Annotated in this window: 15 protein-coding genes; 11 read left to right on the forward strand and 4 right to left on the reverse strand. The window is 40.2% G+C overall.

What is annotated here, in order from left to right:
• Positions 1 to 74 precede the first annotated feature (74 nt).
• Together CYAN7822_RS02475 and CYAN7822_RS02480 are read right to left on the reverse strand one after the other, a co-directional pair.
• Positions 75 to 1,334 carry an ATP-binding protein gene (locus tag CYAN7822_RS02475; RefSeq protein ID WP_013320660.1) on the reverse strand — a complete coding sequence of 420 codons (1,260 nt, stop codon included), beginning with the start codon at positions 1,332 to 1,334 and terminating at the stop codon, positions 75 to 77.
• A 1-nt stretch (position 1,335) separates the two neighbouring features.
• Positions 1,336 to 3,408 carry a tetratricopeptide repeat protein gene (locus CYAN7822_RS02480; protein WP_013320661.1) on the reverse strand — a complete coding sequence of 691 codons (2,073 nt, stop codon included), beginning with the start codon at positions 3,406 to 3,408 and terminating at the stop codon, positions 1,336 to 1,338.
• A 717-nt stretch (positions 3,409 to 4,125) separates the two neighbouring features.
• On the opposite strand from CYAN7822_RS02480, the gene CYAN7822_RS02485 reads away from it, so the two are divergent.
• Positions 4,126 to 4,551, forward strand: coding sequence for a hypothetical protein (locus CYAN7822_RS02485; protein ID WP_245602669.1), 426 nt, complete (start codon positions 4,126 to 4,128; stop codon positions 4,549 to 4,551).
• A gap of 415 nt (positions 4,552 to 4,966) precedes the next feature.
• Here the strand turns inward: CYAN7822_RS02485 and CYAN7822_RS02490 are convergent, their stop codons facing one another.
• A complete protein-coding gene (locus tag CYAN7822_RS02490; RefSeq protein WP_013320664.1) occupies positions 4,967 to 5,875 on the reverse strand; it encodes an exosortase-dependent surface protein XDP2 in 909 nt (302 codons plus the stop codon).
• A gap of 546 nt (positions 5,876 to 6,421) precedes the next feature.
• Here CYAN7822_RS02490 and CYAN7822_RS02495 point away from each other — a divergent pair.
• From CYAN7822_RS02495 to recD2, 8 genes are all read left to right on the forward strand, one after another.
• Positions 6,422 to 7,276 carry a hypothetical protein gene (locus CYAN7822_RS02495; protein WP_013320665.1) on the forward strand — a complete coding sequence of 285 codons (855 nt, stop codon included), beginning with the start codon at positions 6,422 to 6,424 and terminating at the stop codon, positions 7,274 to 7,276.
• Between the two features lie 233 nt (positions 7,277 to 7,509).
• Positions 7,510 to 8,151 carry a hypothetical protein gene (locus CYAN7822_RS02500; RefSeq protein ID WP_013320666.1) on the forward strand — a complete coding sequence of 214 codons (642 nt, stop codon included), beginning with the start codon at positions 7,510 to 7,512 and terminating at the stop codon, positions 8,149 to 8,151.
• Positions 8,152 to 8,243: 92 nt separating this feature from the next.
• The gene (locus CYAN7822_RS02505) at positions 8,244 to 8,453 is read left to right on the forward strand and encodes a hypothetical protein (RefSeq protein WP_013320667.1); all 210 of its coding nucleotides are present in this window, start codon (positions 8,244 to 8,246) and stop codon (positions 8,451 to 8,453) included.
• A 334-nt stretch (positions 8,454 to 8,787) separates the two neighbouring features.
• Entirely contained in the window at positions 8,788 to 9,405 is a 618-nt protein-coding gene (locus CYAN7822_RS02510) for a hypothetical protein (RefSeq protein WP_013320669.1), read from the forward strand.
• 97 nt (positions 9,406 to 9,502) lie between these two features.
• Positions 9,503 to 9,739 carry a hypothetical protein gene (locus CYAN7822_RS02515; RefSeq protein ID WP_013320670.1) on the forward strand — a complete coding sequence of 79 codons (237 nt, stop codon included), beginning with the start codon at positions 9,503 to 9,505 and terminating at the stop codon, positions 9,737 to 9,739.
• Between the two features lie 5 nt (positions 9,740 to 9,744).
• Positions 9,745 to 10,401: a hypothetical protein gene (locus tag CYAN7822_RS02520; protein ID WP_013320671.1), complete on the forward strand. Its 657-nt coding sequence runs from the start codon at positions 9,745 to 9,747 to the stop codon at positions 10,399 to 10,401.
• Positions 10,402 to 10,440: 39 nt separating this feature from the next.
• Positions 10,441 to 10,653 (forward strand): hypothetical protein, encoded by a 213-nt coding sequence (locus CYAN7822_RS02525; RefSeq protein ID WP_013320672.1) that lies wholly within the window; start codon positions 10,441 to 10,443, stop codon positions 10,651 to 10,653.
• Positions 10,654 to 10,845: 192 nt separating this feature from the next.
• On the forward strand, positions 10,846 to 13,074 hold the full coding sequence (gene recD2, locus CYAN7822_RS02530; RefSeq protein ID WP_013320673.1) for an SF1B family DNA helicase RecD2: 2,229 nt from the start codon (positions 10,846 to 10,848) through the stop codon (positions 13,072 to 13,074).
• Positions 13,075 to 13,598: 524 nt separating this feature from the next.
• Here recD2 and CYAN7822_RS02535 read toward each other — a convergent pair.
• Entirely contained in the window at positions 13,599 to 13,910 is a 312-nt protein-coding gene (locus tag CYAN7822_RS02535) for a ribbon-helix-helix protein, CopG family (RefSeq protein ID WP_013320674.1), read from the reverse strand.
• A gap of 99 nt (positions 13,911 to 14,009) precedes the next feature.
• Between CYAN7822_RS02535 and CYAN7822_RS02540 the strand changes: the two genes are divergently transcribed.
• Complete coding sequence (locus CYAN7822_RS02540; RefSeq protein WP_013320675.1) at positions 14,010 to 15,953, forward strand: DEAD/DEAH box helicase; 1,944 nt, start codon at positions 14,010 to 14,012, stop codon at positions 15,951 to 15,953.
• Position 15,954: 1 nt separating this feature from the next.
• On the forward strand, positions 15,955 to 17,400 hold the full coding sequence (locus CYAN7822_RS02545; RefSeq protein ID WP_013320676.1) for a hypothetical protein: 1,446 nt from the start codon (positions 15,955 to 15,957) through the stop codon (positions 17,398 to 17,400).
• Positions 17,401 to 17,487 lie beyond the last annotated feature (87 nt).

Genomic DNA, 17,487 nt, shown 5'->3' on the forward strand with positions numbered 1-17,487 from the left:
TGGCTGGAGATTGCTGTTTATAGTTGAATATTGACCAGCCTCTACAATATAGCAAAAATTCCGGACCTGTGGTCTTACTCAGATTTAGATTCAGGTAGGAATTTCGGTTCAAATAATTGGGAAGGAGTAAAACGAAACCCTTTTTCATCTTCTTGGCGAATTAATAGCCCTTGTTCTTCCATAGATTTAAGTTGAGGATAAAGTGCTACAAAGGTTACAACATCCAGTTTATCTAAATCTCGATCAGAGATATCTTCACTAATTCCACCTGCTTGATAAGCAACATATAGCAAATGACGAAACATAGGACTGAGAGAATAAGTAAACTCTTGCTGGAGAGTTTGCCAAATTGAACTAAAGGCGGTTTGATCAATAATTTCACATCCTTCAGAAGCGGCATTACGTAATACTTTTTCACAGATTGTGTTAAGCTGTCGAGGAACACCTTGAGCATAATTAGTAATTAATTGCATGACTTCTTCTGTAAAAGGATGAGGATCGTTTCGTGGCTCTTTTCTAGCACTATTAAGATAGTTAATCGCAATTTGACGTAAAGCATCTTGACTCATTTTTTCCAGGGGAATATCTTCAGAAAATATCCCAAGTGCTTTTAAAGTTGCTTCTTGAAGATCGGTAAATCCTCTTCCAGTCATAATAAATCCTCTATTTTTCCCCATCCGAAATAAATCTAAGCTGCCTTCTAAAATATTCTGGACAACAATGGGATCTTTTTTATCAAAATCATCTATAGCAATGACAAGACGAGAATATTTTTTTTCTGCTTGATTGAGTAAACGAATTAGCAAGGGATAAGGATCGGCATTGGCAGTAGGAGTAAGTTTATTTGAGGGAGATTCTTCTCTTCTTCCGAAGGATAATACACCTAACTTAACTTGTCCTTCATTTATAGTTTTAGTCCGTTGTATTGAAAAACCTAAAATAGTATTAGCAATATCTTGTGCTTCTTGATCCAGATCGGCTAAACTATCTGCGATCGCTAATAATAAAGCACGATAAAATTCTGTGGCACTTTCTCCTGGAATGCTACTCAGATAAAGAATTAACATTTTTTCATTGTCATCTAATTCAGCGACTTCCCGTTGTAACTGATAGATTAAATTGAAAATTAAGGAAGTTTTGCCAATTCCCCAAGCACCTCTTACTAGGATATTACGTCCCTCATAAAGTGTAGGAATTGCTACATCTAAAGCCTGATCTCGTCCATAAAAAATTTGTGCTACTTTTTCAGGATCATTTGGGGGAGTTGGCCGAAAAGGATTTTCTTTCAGTCCCCATTTTTCTAGGCTTGAGTTATGTTTTTTTAGTCTTGACATTTTAAGAAGATTGTATTATGTCTAGTAGATAGTTAATTTCTTGTAGCCGTTCACGATTGTGGTTTTCTAGATAAAATTTCTCTGCTTCTTTTAAATGAGTCAAAGCTTGAGAAATCTGTCCTATTTGTATTTCTAAATTTCCCAGGGCAATAGTAACAGAAGCAATATTCTCCTTGTCATCTAAACGACGAAATAGGCGCAAAGAATCTTTAAAATAAAGTCTTGATTGTTCTAGTCTGCCAGTCCGATGATAGAGATAAGCAAGATCGAATAAAATTGGGGCTAAACTTTTGATATTTTTTTTTTCTTGATGGCTTTGCTGACAGATTTTTAGATTTTCAATGGCTTCTGTATAATATCCTCCTTCTAATAAAGCTTTGCTTAACTGATATAAACAATCGAGAAATAATTGCTCATCTTCTATTTCTTGAAAGATTAATCGCGCTTGTTTATAGGCTGTAATTGCTTGTGTAATGTCTTCTACTTTTCCAAGAAGTTTAAAAAGTTCTTTAAAAGTATTCCCTAAATTATATTGTGTCTCTGCCCAGTCCATAGGAAAACCTTCACGAGTATAAATTTTTAAAGCTTCTTGGTAACAGGTAATAGCAAGCTCTATATTTTCGGCTTTGTCTCCTTTAATGCGGCTACTGTAAGCATTTCCTAGATTATTTTGAGTGGTTGCCCAATCAATAGGAAAAGCATTAATAGTACGAACTTTTAAAGATTCCTGATAACAAGAAATCGCCCTTTCTATATTCTCTGCCTCATCTCCACGATTTCTGTTTTTATAAGCAGCGCCCAGATTATTTTGTATCCTAGCCCAATCTTCAGGAAAAGCATCACGGGTATATACTTCTAAAGACCGGTGTAAGGCTGCGATCGCCTTTTCTAGATTCTCTGCCCTTTCCCCAAGAATGCGATATAGATAAGTAATCCCCAGATTATTTTGTGACCTTGCCCATTCAGAAGGAAAGGCTTCACGGGTATATACTTCTAAAGAGCGGTTAAAAGCGACTATAGCTAACTCTATATTATTAGCCTTTTTCCCTCTGATGCGCTCACCATAAGCAGTGCCTAGATTATTTTGTGACCTTGCCCATTCATAAGGAAAGGCTTCACGGGTATATACTTCTAAAGACTGGTTATATGCAGCAATAGCTAACTCTATATTATTAGCCCTTTCCCCTTTAATGCGTTCACTATAAGCATTCCCCAGATTATTTTGTGTCGTTGCCCATTGTTCTGGAAAGGCTTCACGGCTACAAACTTTTAAAGAGCAATTAAAAGCAGCAATAGCTAACTCCAGATTCTCTACTCTTTCGCCTCTAATGCGCTTATTATAACTACTTCCCAGATTATTTTGTATCATTGCCCATTGTTCTGGAAAGGCTTCAAGGGTAAATACTTCTAAAGACTGTTTAAAAGCAACAATAGCTGACTCTAGATTCTGTGCCCTGTCTCCTCTAATGCGATTACCATAAGCATTCCCCAGATTAATTTGTATCATAGCCCATTGTTCTGGAAAGGCTTCACGGGTATATGGTTCTAACAGAGTGCGATAACCTGTAATAGCAATTTCCAGATTATTAGCCCGACTACCCCTAGGAAATTGTGCAATCTTATTACATAAATTTTGCATCACCTTTGCAATCGTCGCCGCCTCTTCTGTATTTTTTTCAGAAAAGACATTTCTCGCCCATTGTTGCAACACTTGGGCAAAGGTATCATCTAACAGGTGTTGGTGGCGTTCTAAGATCGGATAAACTACCGCAGGATCACTATTACTTTCATATTCTGCTTGTAATACCTCTTGGAGAAACCCCAGATATTCCTCAATATTTACCTCTTGAGGGCTGAGATATTCCCCCAAAGAAAGCACCCAATTCCGCAACTTGTCCGCATTATTTTTATCTCCTTGTTCCTCCAACCTTGCCGCAGAGTATTCCATCACCTGCAATAATTTCCCATCAAGCAATTCCTCAACAGCTTGCAGGATCTTAGGTTCATCACCTTGGGGGCAGTTGAGTAATTGTTCAATTAAATTAACATAAGGTTGTAATCTAGCTTCATCCATCAATTATTGCTGAGTAGAGTTTCTTTGATATTTTACCTTCTAACTTCCAATTAATGTGTATATATAAACAATTTTTAATTAAAACCTTATTCATTCTTTTTGGACTGTGGACAAATAAAAAAGTAGTTAGCTGGTATATTACACTCATTAGTGGGAGAAATACGTCCTCATAGCGATAAAACTAAACCTGAAGTTCAAGAAACTTAAAAAAAATTCCAGTAATCATAAAAAATTTTGCCAAATATTTAGGCACTAATTTATTTATTCGTTATTGATGTCAGAATGAAATCGGTTTAGGTCTTTTAATTATAACCGGTCGGTTAATTCCTCTTAAAGGAATTAACCCATCAGGAATCGTGGGTTGGAAAAGGCAAAATTTTTATTGATATGCTCTAGTAGCCCTGTTAAGTGGAGATAGTTTTTTTGGTCATTTTATCCGGAATGATTATAAATATTTTCAGGATTTTTAAATTTTTTTTTCTCAATCTTATCCTAATACTTTAATGTGATTCTCAACCTCTCCGTTGGCAAAAGGAACCAGTGAAACAGTAAGAGGGATGGGAAAAATTGCTTTGATTAAAACTCTTTCTCAAAAATCGGTTCAACTTGCCTGGGGGGTATAAGGCTTGGGCATCACAACACGATCGTGTAGAGATTATTATCAATTTTTTCGGAGATAGTAAGGGGCTAACGCCTTTTAAATACGAGAAGCTGCCTGTGAGACAACAAGCAGTTCTCTCTGAAAACTTAATTAATAATCTCACTTTAATTATGGCGCAAAACTTTTCTAAACCTACTTCAAGCTCATGCTGCCAGTCCTGCCCTTTCTTCGAGGACTACCAAGACGAAGGGGGTAGAGGGTGGTGTCACGCATTTAACCAATCTGCTCGACGGCATCATCCCAAAACCCATGACTGCGAGTTAATAAGCATGGAGCCGCCCAAGACAGTTAAAGTTCAGCTTCACAGTAAAGCAGTGGAGGAGGACTGCGGTTATGCAGTTCCGGTTGACTCTGTGGTCATTGACTTGAAAGTTAATGAGATTACGAGGAATGCCATAGAAACCGCCCTGCAATCTCTGTTTGACTTATCGGAGTGGGTGGTCGCTGACTTTTGGCAACCCGAACTAGAGTCCGTATTTTAGTCTACTTTCTACCAATTTACAGCCATGAAAAAACTTCTTTGTTACCAAGAATTACTAATCCATAGAGAGCATTATAGCCGCCTTTTAAGCTCTAAGCAAGTCAAACCGAAGGCGCGGCTATTAATTCGTCATCATATAGGCAAGCTGACGGGCATGATTGCACGAAAGCTAGTCAGGATGAGAGTTAGCTAACCTCAGCTAGTCTCAACACAGAGCAAGCAAGATGAGGATGAAGAGGGTGTATGTAATATATACACCCTCCTAAACAATAGAAATGCTTACGTGAGCCTCATATAGGCTTGCTCGTAAATAATCTTGCTCTGGTGGTAGCTCTGGGGTAATTTCACTCTTCGCTTTCAGGGTCTAGGTAATATTTATACCTTTAAAGAGCCATTAAAATATCGCAATTTTGTTCTCAGTCTGATTTCCAATTCTTGCTCTTGTGAAGTCCTCCTAGTACAGTAGCTAGTAGCAAAGCCATGAGTGAGCCGGGTTCGGGAACGGTGACATTAGCTGCTACTACCTTAAAATCTGGTCCATTATCACCATTAGCAGCACCAAGATTATTATTGGTGCTAGTTAATCGTAGTGTTTTGGTGGTGATGTCACCGAGACTGATGCCGATTGAGCCAATATTGAACGGTCCATTATTAAGAACTGGAGGCACTATCGTACTGATGTTGTAGCCGGCTTTAGTATAGTTGGCTCTTAAAATTTTATAAGTTGCTAGAACCGTAGAGCCATCATCACTGAGGGCTTCGACGAGTAAATCGCTATCTCCGGCAACCGAACTTCCTGGGGTTCCCCCACGCTCCCAAAAAAAGAAGGTGTTTACCGGATTGGCAAAAGAAACTTCGATACTGGCTGTATTTCCATTTTCTCTAGTCACTAAAAGACTATTGAGGTTTAAATTTCCCAAAGAGTTAGCAATGTCAAGATCACTAGGGTTGGGTTTAGCCGGACCTTCTTCAACTAAAGGATCGCTTTCGGTATTCGGTCCATGTCCTGAATGAAGAATCCCGTAAGTATTGCCATCGGCTGTATTAAAGTAAGTATCATTTTGAAGCACTCTGCCGGTGCTAACCACCTCGAAATTATTGACGGTGATCCCACCCCAACTAACCGAATCAAGGCGGACATCTAGGGTGGGATCATTGAGAAGGTTAGGGTTAGAAGAGAGATTAGGACTGGCTGTAACGTTGGTAACAAAAGAAAAGGGGGTAAATGTGGCTGCCGTTGCCGACAAATTAAAAAATACCGCCGCGATAGATAGAGAAACTGTGGTGGTAGGAAGGTTAAATGCTTTGGCTAAAAATTGGTTCATAGATAACTCAGGTCAAGGAAATGTAAAAGCTCAATTAAGGGATAGACGACCCATAAAATACGATAAGCCTATCGGAATAATAGCTTTAACTTTTAATTTATCTTGCCTGTCAAGTTAACTGTTATACATTAAATTATTGATGAATAAGTGAATAAGCCGATAGATAGCCCTGTTGAGAAGCCCAGAATTTCATTTAGCGCGGGTTAGCTCACTATTAACTTACTGATCGGGCTATCGCCCATTGCGGTTAGCAGATGTTGATGTCGGTTCTGTAGTGCGTCTGGTGCAGAAAATTAGTGATGGGCTAAAAGTCTCTAAAATCGTTGAATCCTTTGTCTGACAAGTCTTTGAGGGCGATGCGCTGTCAAAAATTTTAGTAGCCCTCCCAGTCACGAATACTACGCTTATGAAGCTAGGAGCGTTACCCCCTTCAACAAGGTTTGTTAACTACTAATTCCCCTAGGGGCTATCGCCCATCGGATTGTGTGAGCCACTTGAACACAGATTGTCGTTCAAAAAGGGAATATTACAAAGGAGTAAATAAAGATGAGCAACATTTCGATTTATCATTTGTCGGAAGACATTCGGAGTGAATTTACCATTGATGAGCAAGGTCGAGCCTTTGCGTCCCGTCGTGCCGTAGCCCGGTTAGCAGGTGTTGATGTCAGTTCTGTAGTGCGTTTAGTGCAGAAAATTAGTGATGGGCAAAACGTCTCTGAAATCTTTGAATCCTTTACCGGGCAGGTTTTTGAGGGTGATGCGCTAAGTGACATTTTAGTAGCCCTAATTCTCGAATACTACGCCTATGAAGCTAAGGAGCGTTATCGTACTCAACAAGCCAAGCAAGTTTGTCGAGCTTTCCGAGCAATCGGTTTTCGGACTTGGGTACAGCAAGAATTGGGCTGGCAAAAGTCGATGAGCCAAGCTGAATACTTGTTATCAGTAGCTCAACAATTTGTCGAACAGGAACGACAACTGAAATTGGTTCAATCTCAGGTTAACACTGTAGAGAGCCAAGTTGAAGTTTTAACCGAACAAACCTCACAGATCAAGAAAGCTCAAGAAAGTCAAGATGAAGTTTTGCTGTCATTAGTAGCCATCCAAAAACAAGCCGAATCCGACTTAGAAATTATCCCCTTTTCGGCTGAACAAGCGCAACAAATGAGTGTAAGGGATAAAGTTGTCTTATTGGTGCGAACTTATTGCTATTCTAGCGGTGTGGCTTATAAGGATTTCTTTAGTCACCTTTACTGCCAGTTCAAGTATCGCTATCACTATGACGTTAAAGCTCGTTCTCGCAATAAACGGACAAGCCTCATCGATCAGGTAGAGAAAGATGGAATGATTGACGCTCTTTACGCGGTAGCATCGGAGATTATCCAAGCTAAAATAGGAGCTTAAATCAAATTGGGGATAAATAACCAGCATACCCAAGGTTTTTGGAGACTGGATGAAAAGGGTGCGGTTAATAACCGTATCCTTTTTATGATGCTGCCAATAACTTGCCTTAAATGCTTCAAGCTTTTACCCCAGAAGGCTTTGGCCATGCTGCCAAATTTAAATAATACTGTCTTCAGTTGTCGGTCATTCTTTGGGTGTGTATATTATACATACCCTTGGCGATTAATAGAAAAATGCTTCCGAGACGGAAAAAACGCTCAACCCCAGAAGATATTAAGCCGCTTCCCCCAAAAATTCCTGGTTCAATTGCTTCAATGGAACGAGCTATAGTCCTATTGGGAAACCGAGTACAAAATGAATTGAACCCCAAATCGCGCCAAGAATTAATTGAATTAATCGATATTTATCCTGATGCCAATACAGCCGCTACTTGGAAGCAAGCTTTAAGACAACTAATCAAGGATAAACAACAGTCCTCATCAAATTCGTTGCAACAGATAGCCCAAATTAATCCAGAAACATCCATTATATTCTCGTGGCTAAAAGAGGCTCTTAGTGAGCTTTATTGGGAAGAGAAAAATGCTTATGATCCTGAATTGGCTAAACAAATGAGTGTTTGGTATAAAAAATGTCCTCCCCAAAATAGCCCCAAAACTTATTTAGTCAAAAAGTTTTTAGAACTTCATTTGGCTTGGTCAAAAACTGAAGATGAAACCGAGTTTGATTTGGCAGATTTGAATTTTAATCTTGAGGCTGACCCCTTAATCGAACATGAATTAACCTTTATTGAACCCTTGTTAAGGTTGGCTTTAGAAAAAGTTGATTTCGAGTTTTTAGGAGATTATTTAGTTAAAGAACTCGCATTAGAAATTTAAAAGCTCGGCAAACTATTGAAATCATCCTCTTAAAAAACCGTTTGATGGGGCTATCGCCCATCGGATTGTGAGCGTATTGCTAGGAGGAAACTATGATTGCGTCACAAAGCAACCAATCCCTGCATCTCGACGTTGCCTGTCGATTACCCTTGTCATTCGTAAGAAACCTATTAGCTGACCAACTGGCTTACCGCCATCTTTTGGCAGAACATCACAAGGCTCTGTCTGTGCTGACTATCCACGCAGCCGATGATGCAGGAGCCAGGGAAGTTGTTGAAAATAGCAAATTTTGTGGGGGTTAGCCATGAGAATGAGAAGACTTCTCTGTTACCAAGAATTAGTATTTCACCAACAGCATTACATCGACCTTTTAAACTCTGGTCAGGTCGATCCCTTAGCCCACTCACTAATTCGTTGGCACATTCGCAAGTTGGGTAGAGAAATTGATACGAGGTGGCCACCACGTTTAAGAAAGGTTCACGTTTGAGAAAGGCTAACGCCAATTGAAAAAAAAAGTTAGAAGGCAGGAAAAATGAGGGAATTTATCTATTTTCCTCACCCTGCCTCTTGGGGGTCGCGCATCCATCAACACGCGAAATTAACACAAATTAAAGCAACAAAAAGGAAATTAAAGTCATGAGTAATTTAGCCAAATTTTCAGTCTTTGGTACTCGCCCTCAAAATTCGATTTTCATGCCTCAAGTCCCCTTTAACCTCAGAAATGACTGCCGTTTAGGACAATGGAAGGTTGGAGAGGAAGATTATCGGGGCAAAGAAGTTGAAATTTCCATTATTAAAGTCGCTCAATTCTTCGGCAATCTCGGCAAAATCACCAATTCATTCTGGTTACAAGTCTGGTTTGTTGCGGCTCCTGGCTGCGACATCCTGCCCAAGAATACCGTCTGCTTAACCTACCTCAAGAAGCGTAGTATCGCTCAATTCTCCCAGAAAGTCACGGAATTGATGGAGTCTGGAGAACCTGCCCTCGGTATCTTTAAAGGCTCATTCCTCAAACACAATGGGGACAAAGGCGACTATTACAGTGTTATCTGGGATTGGCGCGAACGGGAAACCGACGAAGAGATCAAACAGCTTGAACATATTGCTGATTTCATGGCAAATAATCCCAAGATGATTGATTTGTCGGTGAATTTGATTCCGATTGATGGTCTGTCTCCTGATGAGATCGAACTCCTAATGTCCTCTGCTAAGGCAAGCGAATTAGAAAGCTCGGCTTTTGTGAATGGACGATAATCCTTAACTCATAGTGGTTTAGAAGTAGCGGGTTGCTGTATGTAACCTGCTGCTTCTTTTTTTTTTAGGCGAGGCATGATTTTTGCCTGGAGGCAGGATGTCTAATTTTAATTTTAATCTCGGTTCTACTTGCCGTCGCGCTTTGATCAACCATCAGATTTATCGGAAGGTCGAAGAAAAGTACCAGGAAATTAGGGCTAAACGCCGACAATGCTGTCGTAATTGTGCTTATTTTGATAATAACCCTTATTTACCCTGTGCTATTGACCCCATTCAAGCAGCGATGGCAGACGAAGACAATTTCTGTAAGTATTTTGAGCGAAAAGAGGAATAATTGCCATGAAAATTCTTAAGTTACCGTCAGGGGGGAAATTTTATGAAACTCCCTACGGTCTTTTTCCCAGTGTTACGACCATTTTACAAGCAACTATGCCGGCAGAAGGGCGCACAAGGTTGAGAAACTGGCATAAACGTAACGGTTCTGAAGCCGAAAAGTTACGCTTTTTAGCCGCAGAACGAGGTAAAGTCATTCACAAGCTAATTGAAGCTAGATTTAAGGGAGAAGACCAAGAATGTCCCACCGATGTGAGCGAGTTTTGGAATGAGGCAAGGAAAATTCTGGGGGCGATAGGGGAAGTAGTGGCCAGTGAGAAACCTGTTTATCATCGAGGGCTTCAGTATGCTGGAACGCTTGATTTATTGGCTTATTGGCAGGGTATTTTAACCTTATTCGATTTTAAAACAAGCCACAGGGAGAAAAGATCGCAATGGCTAACTGATGCGAAACTTCAAATTGCTGCTTATCGAAGGGCTTATGAGTCTCTTTTCGGTCTGTCCATACCCCAAGGGTTGATTATGGTCATTACTCCCAATAGGGTACAGATTTTTAGCCTAGAAACAGAGGAATTAGAAGAATATGGAGGAGAGTGGTTAAATCGTCTCGGTCAGTATCAACATCTTCCGCTTTATCGACAGCTATTTTCTAACATTGCCTAGAATATACTTTGGAGACAAGGTGATTTACAGCAATCATTTATGACCTCGACACCTTCCGAACCATTACCGCAGACTGATATGAGCGAACCTACACTAACACAACTGCATCAAATCATCGACGCAGGTGTGAGAGTGGCTATTGCTGAGGCTATAGAGAGACACCGTAAATTAGGAGAGTCGATCAGCATCTTAAAAGATGGCAAAATCGTCACTTTAACAGGTGATGAAATTCCTCCGGCCAAAAAAAACTAAAACTAATGGCATTTTAAGTTAAGACCTCTAAAACTTATCTGATGACCAAGGTGATAAGTTTCTTATCAATAATAGCTTTTTTGATAAAAGCGACAAATCTCTCAGCCTAGCTAGTTCTCTTGTTCTATAAAAACAAAATTAGTACAATCAAGGGTAATGCTGTCCATATCCCTGTGTTTTTGACCGCCTAAAATGAATCTCCAAGACTCCTCAGTACCCTACCGATGTCAAGCACCTGAATCTCTCACCGGCGTGGTAGAACGCATTACCTACCACGCCGAAGAATCGGGTTATACCGTCGCTCGGCTACAATCCCCCAGAGCAAAGGAATTGGTGACGGTAGTGGGCAACTTCGCTAATATTCAAGCCGGGCAAACCCTCCAGCTTAAAGGAGTGTGGAAGAATCACCCCCAATACGGTCAGCAGTTCGAGGTTCAGCAGTACACTGAAACGAAACCCGCTACCCTCACAGGTATGGAGAAATATTTGGGAAGCGGCTTAATTAAAGGAGTCGGCCCCGTTACCGCTAAACGGATTGTGGCACACTTTGGTTTAGAAACTTTAGAAATCATCGAAAACAAGACTCAAAGGCTGATAGAAGTCCCAGGCATCGGCAAAAAGCGGGTTGTTATGATTCAAAAAGCCTGGGAAACTCAGAAAGCCATCAAAGAAGTTATGGTTTTCTTGCAGGGGCATGGAGTTTCTACCACTTACGCTGTCAAGATTTTTAAGCAGTATGGAGCAAATGCGATCGCTACTGTCACAGACAACCCTTACCAACTAGCAGATGATATTTATGGGATCGGTTTCCTGACCGCCGATAAAATTGCTTATAACGTGGGTGTTTCTCCCTGGTCGAAGTATCGTTATAAGTCGGGAATCTTGCACGTTTTAAGCCAAGCTGCCGAGGACGGACACTGTTTTTTACCTCAACCCGAATTGATGAAGCTATCAGCAGAACTCCTCAGCAACGGAGAACATGAAGCCGAAATAGAATCGATTAGTGCCATTATTGACGAGATGGGACAACAGCAAGCCTTGATGGTAGAAAAAGGAGAAGGAGGGATGCCTCTGTGCTACAAACCGGCTTTCTTTTACACTGAGGAAAATCTCGCTCAATTACTACGACAACAACTTTCACACCCGGTTGAAGTTGATTTGCCCCGTGTCAGGAATTGGATAGAACGTTTTACTCAAAGTAGAGGAATTTCTCTTTCTCCCCAACAGCTTGAAGCGGTAGAGATGGCGGCTTCCTCACGGGTAATGGTTCTTACGGGGGGTCCAGGGACGGGAAAAACCTTCTGTACCCGTACTATTGTGGCTTTATGGAAAGCGATGGGTAAGAAGATTGGGTTAGCCGCTCCTACTGGACGAGCAGCACAGAGAATGGGGGAGGTAACGGGTTTAGAAGCTAAGACTCTCCACAGAATGCTCGAATTTGACCCCGCTACTATGGGGTTTAAACGGGATAAGGACAATCCCCTGCCCTACGATGCTATCGTAGTGGATGAAACTTCAATGCTGGATTTGTTTCTGGCTCATTCGTTGTTAAAAGCGATCCCACCACAAGCTTGCTTGTTGTTAGTAGGGGACGTGGATCAGTTGCCCAGTGTGGGACCTGGAAAAATCTTAGCTGACTTAATTGATTCGGTGAAAATTCCCATCGTGCGTTTATCCCAAATTTTCCGTCAAGCATCTTCGAGTGCTATTATCCGCGCTGCACATCAAATTAATGGAGGACAATATCCCAAATTAGAACCAATTAGCGATGCTCCGCAATCAGATTGTCTTTGGCATAATGGTGGAACTGAGCCAGAACATGGGGTAATGGTGGTTTGTGAACTCATCCGTGATTTTATTCCCCGTCAAGGTTTCAATCCTGTAACTGACGTACAGGTACTTTGTCCGATGACGAGAGGTGCAGTGGGGACGCGCAATTTTAACCAAGTTCTTCAGCAATTAATCAACCCCCCTAGTCCCGATAAACCCGAAGTTTCCAGAGGGGGGATGACTTTCCGAGTGGGAGATAGAGTGATTCAACTGAAGAATGATTATGAGAGAGAAGTGTTTAATGGGGATTTAGGAATGGTAGCGGCTATTGATCCAGTTGAACAAGAACTAACTATCTGCTTTGACGGACGAGAAGTGGTTTATGATTTTGCCGACCTCAATGAAGTAGCTTTGGCTTGGTCGATTTCCATCCATAAAAGCCAAGGGTCAGAGTATCCAGTGGTTTTACTGCCGATTTACACCAGTCATTATATAATGCTCTCTCGAAATCTTATTTACACAGGGCTGACTCGTGCTAAGAAATTGGCTATTGTCATTGGGTCTTCTAAGGCCATAGGGATGGCGGTGAGGCAAGTGAACCAACAAGAGCGTTATACAAGGTTGAAGGAACGCCTGACGGGGTTAAAATGATGGCTATGGGTGAGCGCTCCTTAAAGAATTAGAAATTCAAACCTGTGACTTTACCCATAAGTTTGCCACCAGTTGAATCATAACTTTGCCGTTGCCGTTGTCACTTAAAGGATAAAGTGTCCGCTTTTAAAGCATAAAGTGACCGTCCCTAGAATTTAGAGTAAAAAATTGTCTGTAAGCATAATTAACTGGCTTTAGTCTTTAAGAAAGAGGTGATCGCCTTTTGTTACGGAATAAGTTCTAGCGCCCTTCTAGTTTAGGTTTTAGACAGCGGCCACTTTATCCTTTAAAAACGGCCACTTTTTACTTTAAGTAACAGCCGTCTCTACAATCCCGATTATTTCATCAACCACTCAACAAAGCCATTTCTTCAATTGAATCATAATTTTGCCGAGAGTCGAATTTTGAATAATAAGCTTGCCGAGAATTTAAACAAAAACTTAGTCAATTAAATATTCAAAAAAAAAGTGAAATGAGCATTAACTTAGTGTATTAGCGTAAAAATTGACTAATGGGAATACTTTTTAAGTTTTGCCAGATGGCAAGCGTTCAATACAATAAGCGACTAGACGACTCATTTCATCTACTCGTTTTCCTAATGCTTCCGTTTTTTTTCTATCTTGTTGATATTCATTTTGGAGTTTATTAACGCTTTCTTCTAAATAAGTAAGTTTTTCTTGAATTTCATCTTCATCTATTTCGAGATGCTTGGCTATTGCTTCTCGTATCACCTGCGCTCTGTCTTTTTCGTCTAAGACAGCACGGGCATCTAATGCCTCTAACATGGTCTGAGACAGTCGAATTGAAATTGTTTTATCTTTGCTGGTTCTTGCCATGTTGATGAGTTGCGAATGTGCTACTATTGAGATACGTGAGATACATTTGAATGACGAACGATATACGACTCACCCAATTTTAACAAGGAGGTAACAACTGTGGGTCATCCATTTATTCCTAGAGACTGGCAAGAACGGTTTGTTAGGCAATATCAAACTAATCCTAAGAAAAATACATTACTTGAAGGTTGCACAGCAGCCGGGAAAACCGGTGGCTCATTGTTTACATTCGTTTCACTGAAAAGTACCCTAGATTGGTCAATTGTGGTTGTTGTGACTCCATCAGAGCATCTAAGAAAACAATACGCCCAAGATGCTTATAATCTTTTTGGCTTAAATCTCTATTATTCAGGAACTGATAACCGACTAAAGGGATTACCAAGCCCAGATGACTTATTGAAAGAAGGTTATCATGGCATTGTCATTAGTTACCAATGGTTAACGAAAGGGCAAAATGCTCAAGATTTAGCCAAAGCATTGGAGAAAAACCTAGCAGGTAAAGTCTTTGTCATTCTTGATGAAGTTCACCATGCCAGTCATGAGCTTTCTTTTGGACAAGCCTGTGAGATAGCTTTTCGAGATCATATTGTATCCCATCGCCTCATGACTTCTGGTACTCCCTTTCGTTCCGATAACAACATGATTCTGGGTAACTGGTTGAATTATGAACAAATTGCCGACAATACCTATGAGTGTAAACCCGATTTTCGTTATACTCTAGCAGATGCCTTAAGAGATGAGATTATTCCGTCCTTCTCCTTTGTCACCCTTGAAGGAGAGTTCAAATATAGTCGGGGTAAAGCCACTTACGATGGACAAACTTTTGGCAATGCGACGACAGAGCAACAGTTAAGAGATGCGCTAAATACAGCCATTATGGTGGATGGTGGTTGGGTTAAAGAAGCCATTTTGTGGGCGCACAGAAATATGAAACGTGACCGCGTTAAAGAGCTTCCTGAATGTGCCACTTATGTCAGAGTTCCAAATATTGCAGCAGCCCGTCAGATGAAAGAACGAATTAAAAGTTTGACAGGCGAGGAAGCGTTAGTCGTTGTGTCCAAAGAGGAGTATGACTCTAATTTAAGTGCTTTTTTCAAATCCAAAGAAGATTCTAGCCAACTCATAGAAGCATTTGCTTCAGAAACAGGACAAGGGGCGCGTTCTTGGATTATTGGTGTGAATATGTTAGGTGAAGGAGTTTCCATCAAACGTCTCAAATATCGAATTCACGCTACTAATATTTGCGCTCCTTTATCTTTTATGCAAGATTTGGGGCGTTTATTACGTCTTTTCCCCAGTCAAGAAGAGTGTGAAGCAGTACAAACCTTAATTCCTGCTCATCCTCTTCTAATTCAATTAGCTATAGATGTGCTTAATGAAGTTGCTCATATTGTTTGCAAACCGGATGTCACCGATAATAGCGATGATGAAGACGATGATACGGGAGACTTTGAAGGAGAGTCAGATGGAGATGGAGAACCATCAACCCCCTCCGAATCTAACTTTATTCCCCTTGCATCAACAGGTGAAATGGGAGCGCAAATCGTCGATGGAGAAGAAATTACCACAGAATATGCCAATATTGCCGAGTGGGCGATTGAAAACAAGGATATTGGCAAAAACTGGAGTAAAACACCAGCCCATTTTGCTCGAATGTTGATGAACGAAAAAGGTTTATTCGATTGGTTACATAGTGAATATCAACAAGATGTTAATTCAAGAATTTCTTCTGAGGCGACAACAAATGAAGAAATTCCAGAAGGGTTTCCCTCAGAATACTCTACTTGGTTGCCAGATAAAAAGGTAGATTATGCTCGAAAGCAGGTCAATAAAAAAGTTTATCAATTAGCCTGTCTTCTATATCCTCGCGCCAGCGATGAAGAAAGGAAAGAGCATCTTAAACAGATTCATACTATAGCTAAACGAAGAAATCGAATCCCACTTAAGAAATTTATTGGTTATCAATCATGGGAAATCATTTATCTATGGTTGATAGACCGTATTGCTCATGCACGAGATTTAAAAGGAACGGAAGATCTTTAACATGAATAGCAACTTTAACACCATAGACCCAAATCAATCTAATGTATCAGATTTAGCTGTTATTATCAAAGTTATCTCTGATGAAGATAGACTACCTGAAGATGAACACAAAAAAGCCGCTAAAGCTTTTTTACTATCTGATAGTATTGCTTCTGGTATTGCTAGAGATTTTGCTTTCGTTCAGAAAATACCCCAATACATCAAAGAAATTATTGAAAACAAATCGTGGGAATGTCTTTATGTAGCGAAGGGAGTTACGACACCTTACTACTGTCGTTACACTAAAGGAACTGATTCAGATAATTTTCGGGCTTTTATTACTGCTAAACGTCCTAATGGCTTAGAAACGACTATAAATGTTGTAGATAACATTCTTAATTCAGATTACGAGGTTCAACGACTATTCCGTACACTTGTCTACGAATCTCGTCAAGGCGAAAGAACAGATTTGACTGAAGAAACTTCCCATCTTGAAGATGGGAAGTTAAAAACTGCACAACAAGAACGTATCCGTGCTGCCAACCGTGCAGCCGAAGCTATACCGATTATTGGGGAGTTATTGGACAGAGGATTGATTGCCATAGACCTTGCTGCTAAATTAGGACGTGATATCAAAGATCCTGATCATCTCACGGCAGATGAACGAGAGTACGTTGAAATGCGAGATTTAATTGGACTCCGAATTAATCAATACATAAATACTAACATAATTCCAGAGGATGAGTACAAGGAACCTGCTTATAGTCGGGAACTTAATAGCTTTGTCAAAGATTTATTAGGCATAAAAGACCGTTCTAAGTCGGTAAGAATGGATAATCCTAAAAAAGCAGCCGATAAACTACTTCAGTTTTACCAAGGTGAGAAACTTAAAACTTTGATTAACTTTTTACAGCAAGGTTTAGAACCTTCTTCAAAAGAGTTAAAAGCTTTGCCAGAAGCTAAAGAGACAGAAGAAACTGAAAAAAAAGAATTGATTGACCCAATTAAAAATAATATTTCTAACGGCAGTTTGAGCAACAAACAAATTGAACCTGAGCAAGTTACAAATGAATCCAAAATTGACGAAGTTATCAGTGCCCAGAAACAAGAGAGTAGCAATAGCCGTGAAACAAACGAACAAGAAACTCAAACCTCAACGACAATAATTGATGCAGTTACCACCCTATCACAGGAAGAAAACACTGAACGAAGGCAGGAAAACGTTAACCCTAATAAATCTTCAGAAGATATCGAAGAAATGCGCTTAACCCCATCAGAATTAGCGAAAAGACTCCGACTTAAACAAGGATCATTAAGCAATGCTGTCACTAAATATAAAGATGATTTTCCCGAATGGACTAAAAAACGAGATCCTGACGGAATTGGTTGGCAAAAAAGCGATGAAAAACGAGGTCGTTCCCCACTATATATCCCTTTTAAATCTAAAAACATATCAATTAATGCTTAAAGTGCCTTATGTTATCTGACTCTGAATTTACGGCGTGGTGTAACCGCCTAAATCTCTCGCAAAATACCCAACTGCTAATTGAACAGA

It is taken from the genome of Gloeothece verrucosa PCC 7822, assembly GCF_000147335.1.
In the GTDB taxonomy this organism is placed as follows: Bacteria; Cyanobacteriota; Cyanobacteriia; order Cyanobacteriales; family Microcystaceae; genus Gloeothece; species Gloeothece verrucosa.

Bases quoted from the DNA above. Each gene is read 5' to 3' on its own strand.
- CYAN7822_RS02475 (WP_013320660.1), bottom strand. From the start codon at position 1,334: ATGTCAAGACTAAAAAAACATAACTCAAGCCTAGAAAAATGGGGACTG.
- CYAN7822_RS02480 (WP_013320661.1), bottom strand. From the start codon at position 3,408: ATGGATGAAGCTAGATTACAACCTTATGTTAATTTAATTGAACAATTA.
- CYAN7822_RS02490 (WP_013320664.1), bottom strand. From the start codon at position 5,875: ATGAACCAATTTTTAGCCAAAGCATTTAACCTTCCTACCACCACAGTT.
- CYAN7822_RS02495 (WP_013320665.1), top strand. From the start codon at position 6,422: ATGAGCAACATTTCGATTTATCATTTGTCGGAAGACATTCGGAGTGAA.
- CYAN7822_RS02500 (WP_013320666.1), top strand. From the start codon at position 7,510: ATGCTTCCGAGACGGAAAAAACGCTCAACCCCAGAAGATATTAAGCCG.
- CYAN7822_RS02505 (WP_013320667.1), top strand. From the start codon at position 8,244: ATGATTGCGTCACAAAGCAACCAATCCCTGCATCTCGACGTTGCCTGT.
- CYAN7822_RS02510 (WP_013320669.1), top strand. From the start codon at position 8,788: ATGAGTAATTTAGCCAAATTTTCAGTCTTTGGTACTCGCCCTCAAAAT.
- CYAN7822_RS02515 (WP_013320670.1), top strand. From the start codon at position 9,503: ATGTCTAATTTTAATTTTAATCTCGGTTCTACTTGCCGTCGCGCTTTG.
- CYAN7822_RS02520 (WP_013320671.1), top strand. From the start codon at position 9,745: ATGAAAATTCTTAAGTTACCGTCAGGGGGGAAATTTTATGAAACTCCC.
- CYAN7822_RS02525 (WP_013320672.1), top strand. From the start codon at position 10,441: ATGACCTCGACACCTTCCGAACCATTACCGCAGACTGATATGAGCGAA.
- recD2 (WP_013320673.1), top strand. From the start codon at position 10,846: ATGAATCTCCAAGACTCCTCAGTACCCTACCGATGTCAAGCACCTGAA.
- CYAN7822_RS02535 (WP_013320674.1), bottom strand. From the start codon at position 13,910: ATGGCAAGAACCAGCAAAGATAAAACAATTTCAATTCGACTGTCTCAG.
- CYAN7822_RS02545 (WP_013320676.1), top strand. From the start codon at position 15,955: ATGAATAGCAACTTTAACACCATAGACCCAAATCAATCTAATGTATCA.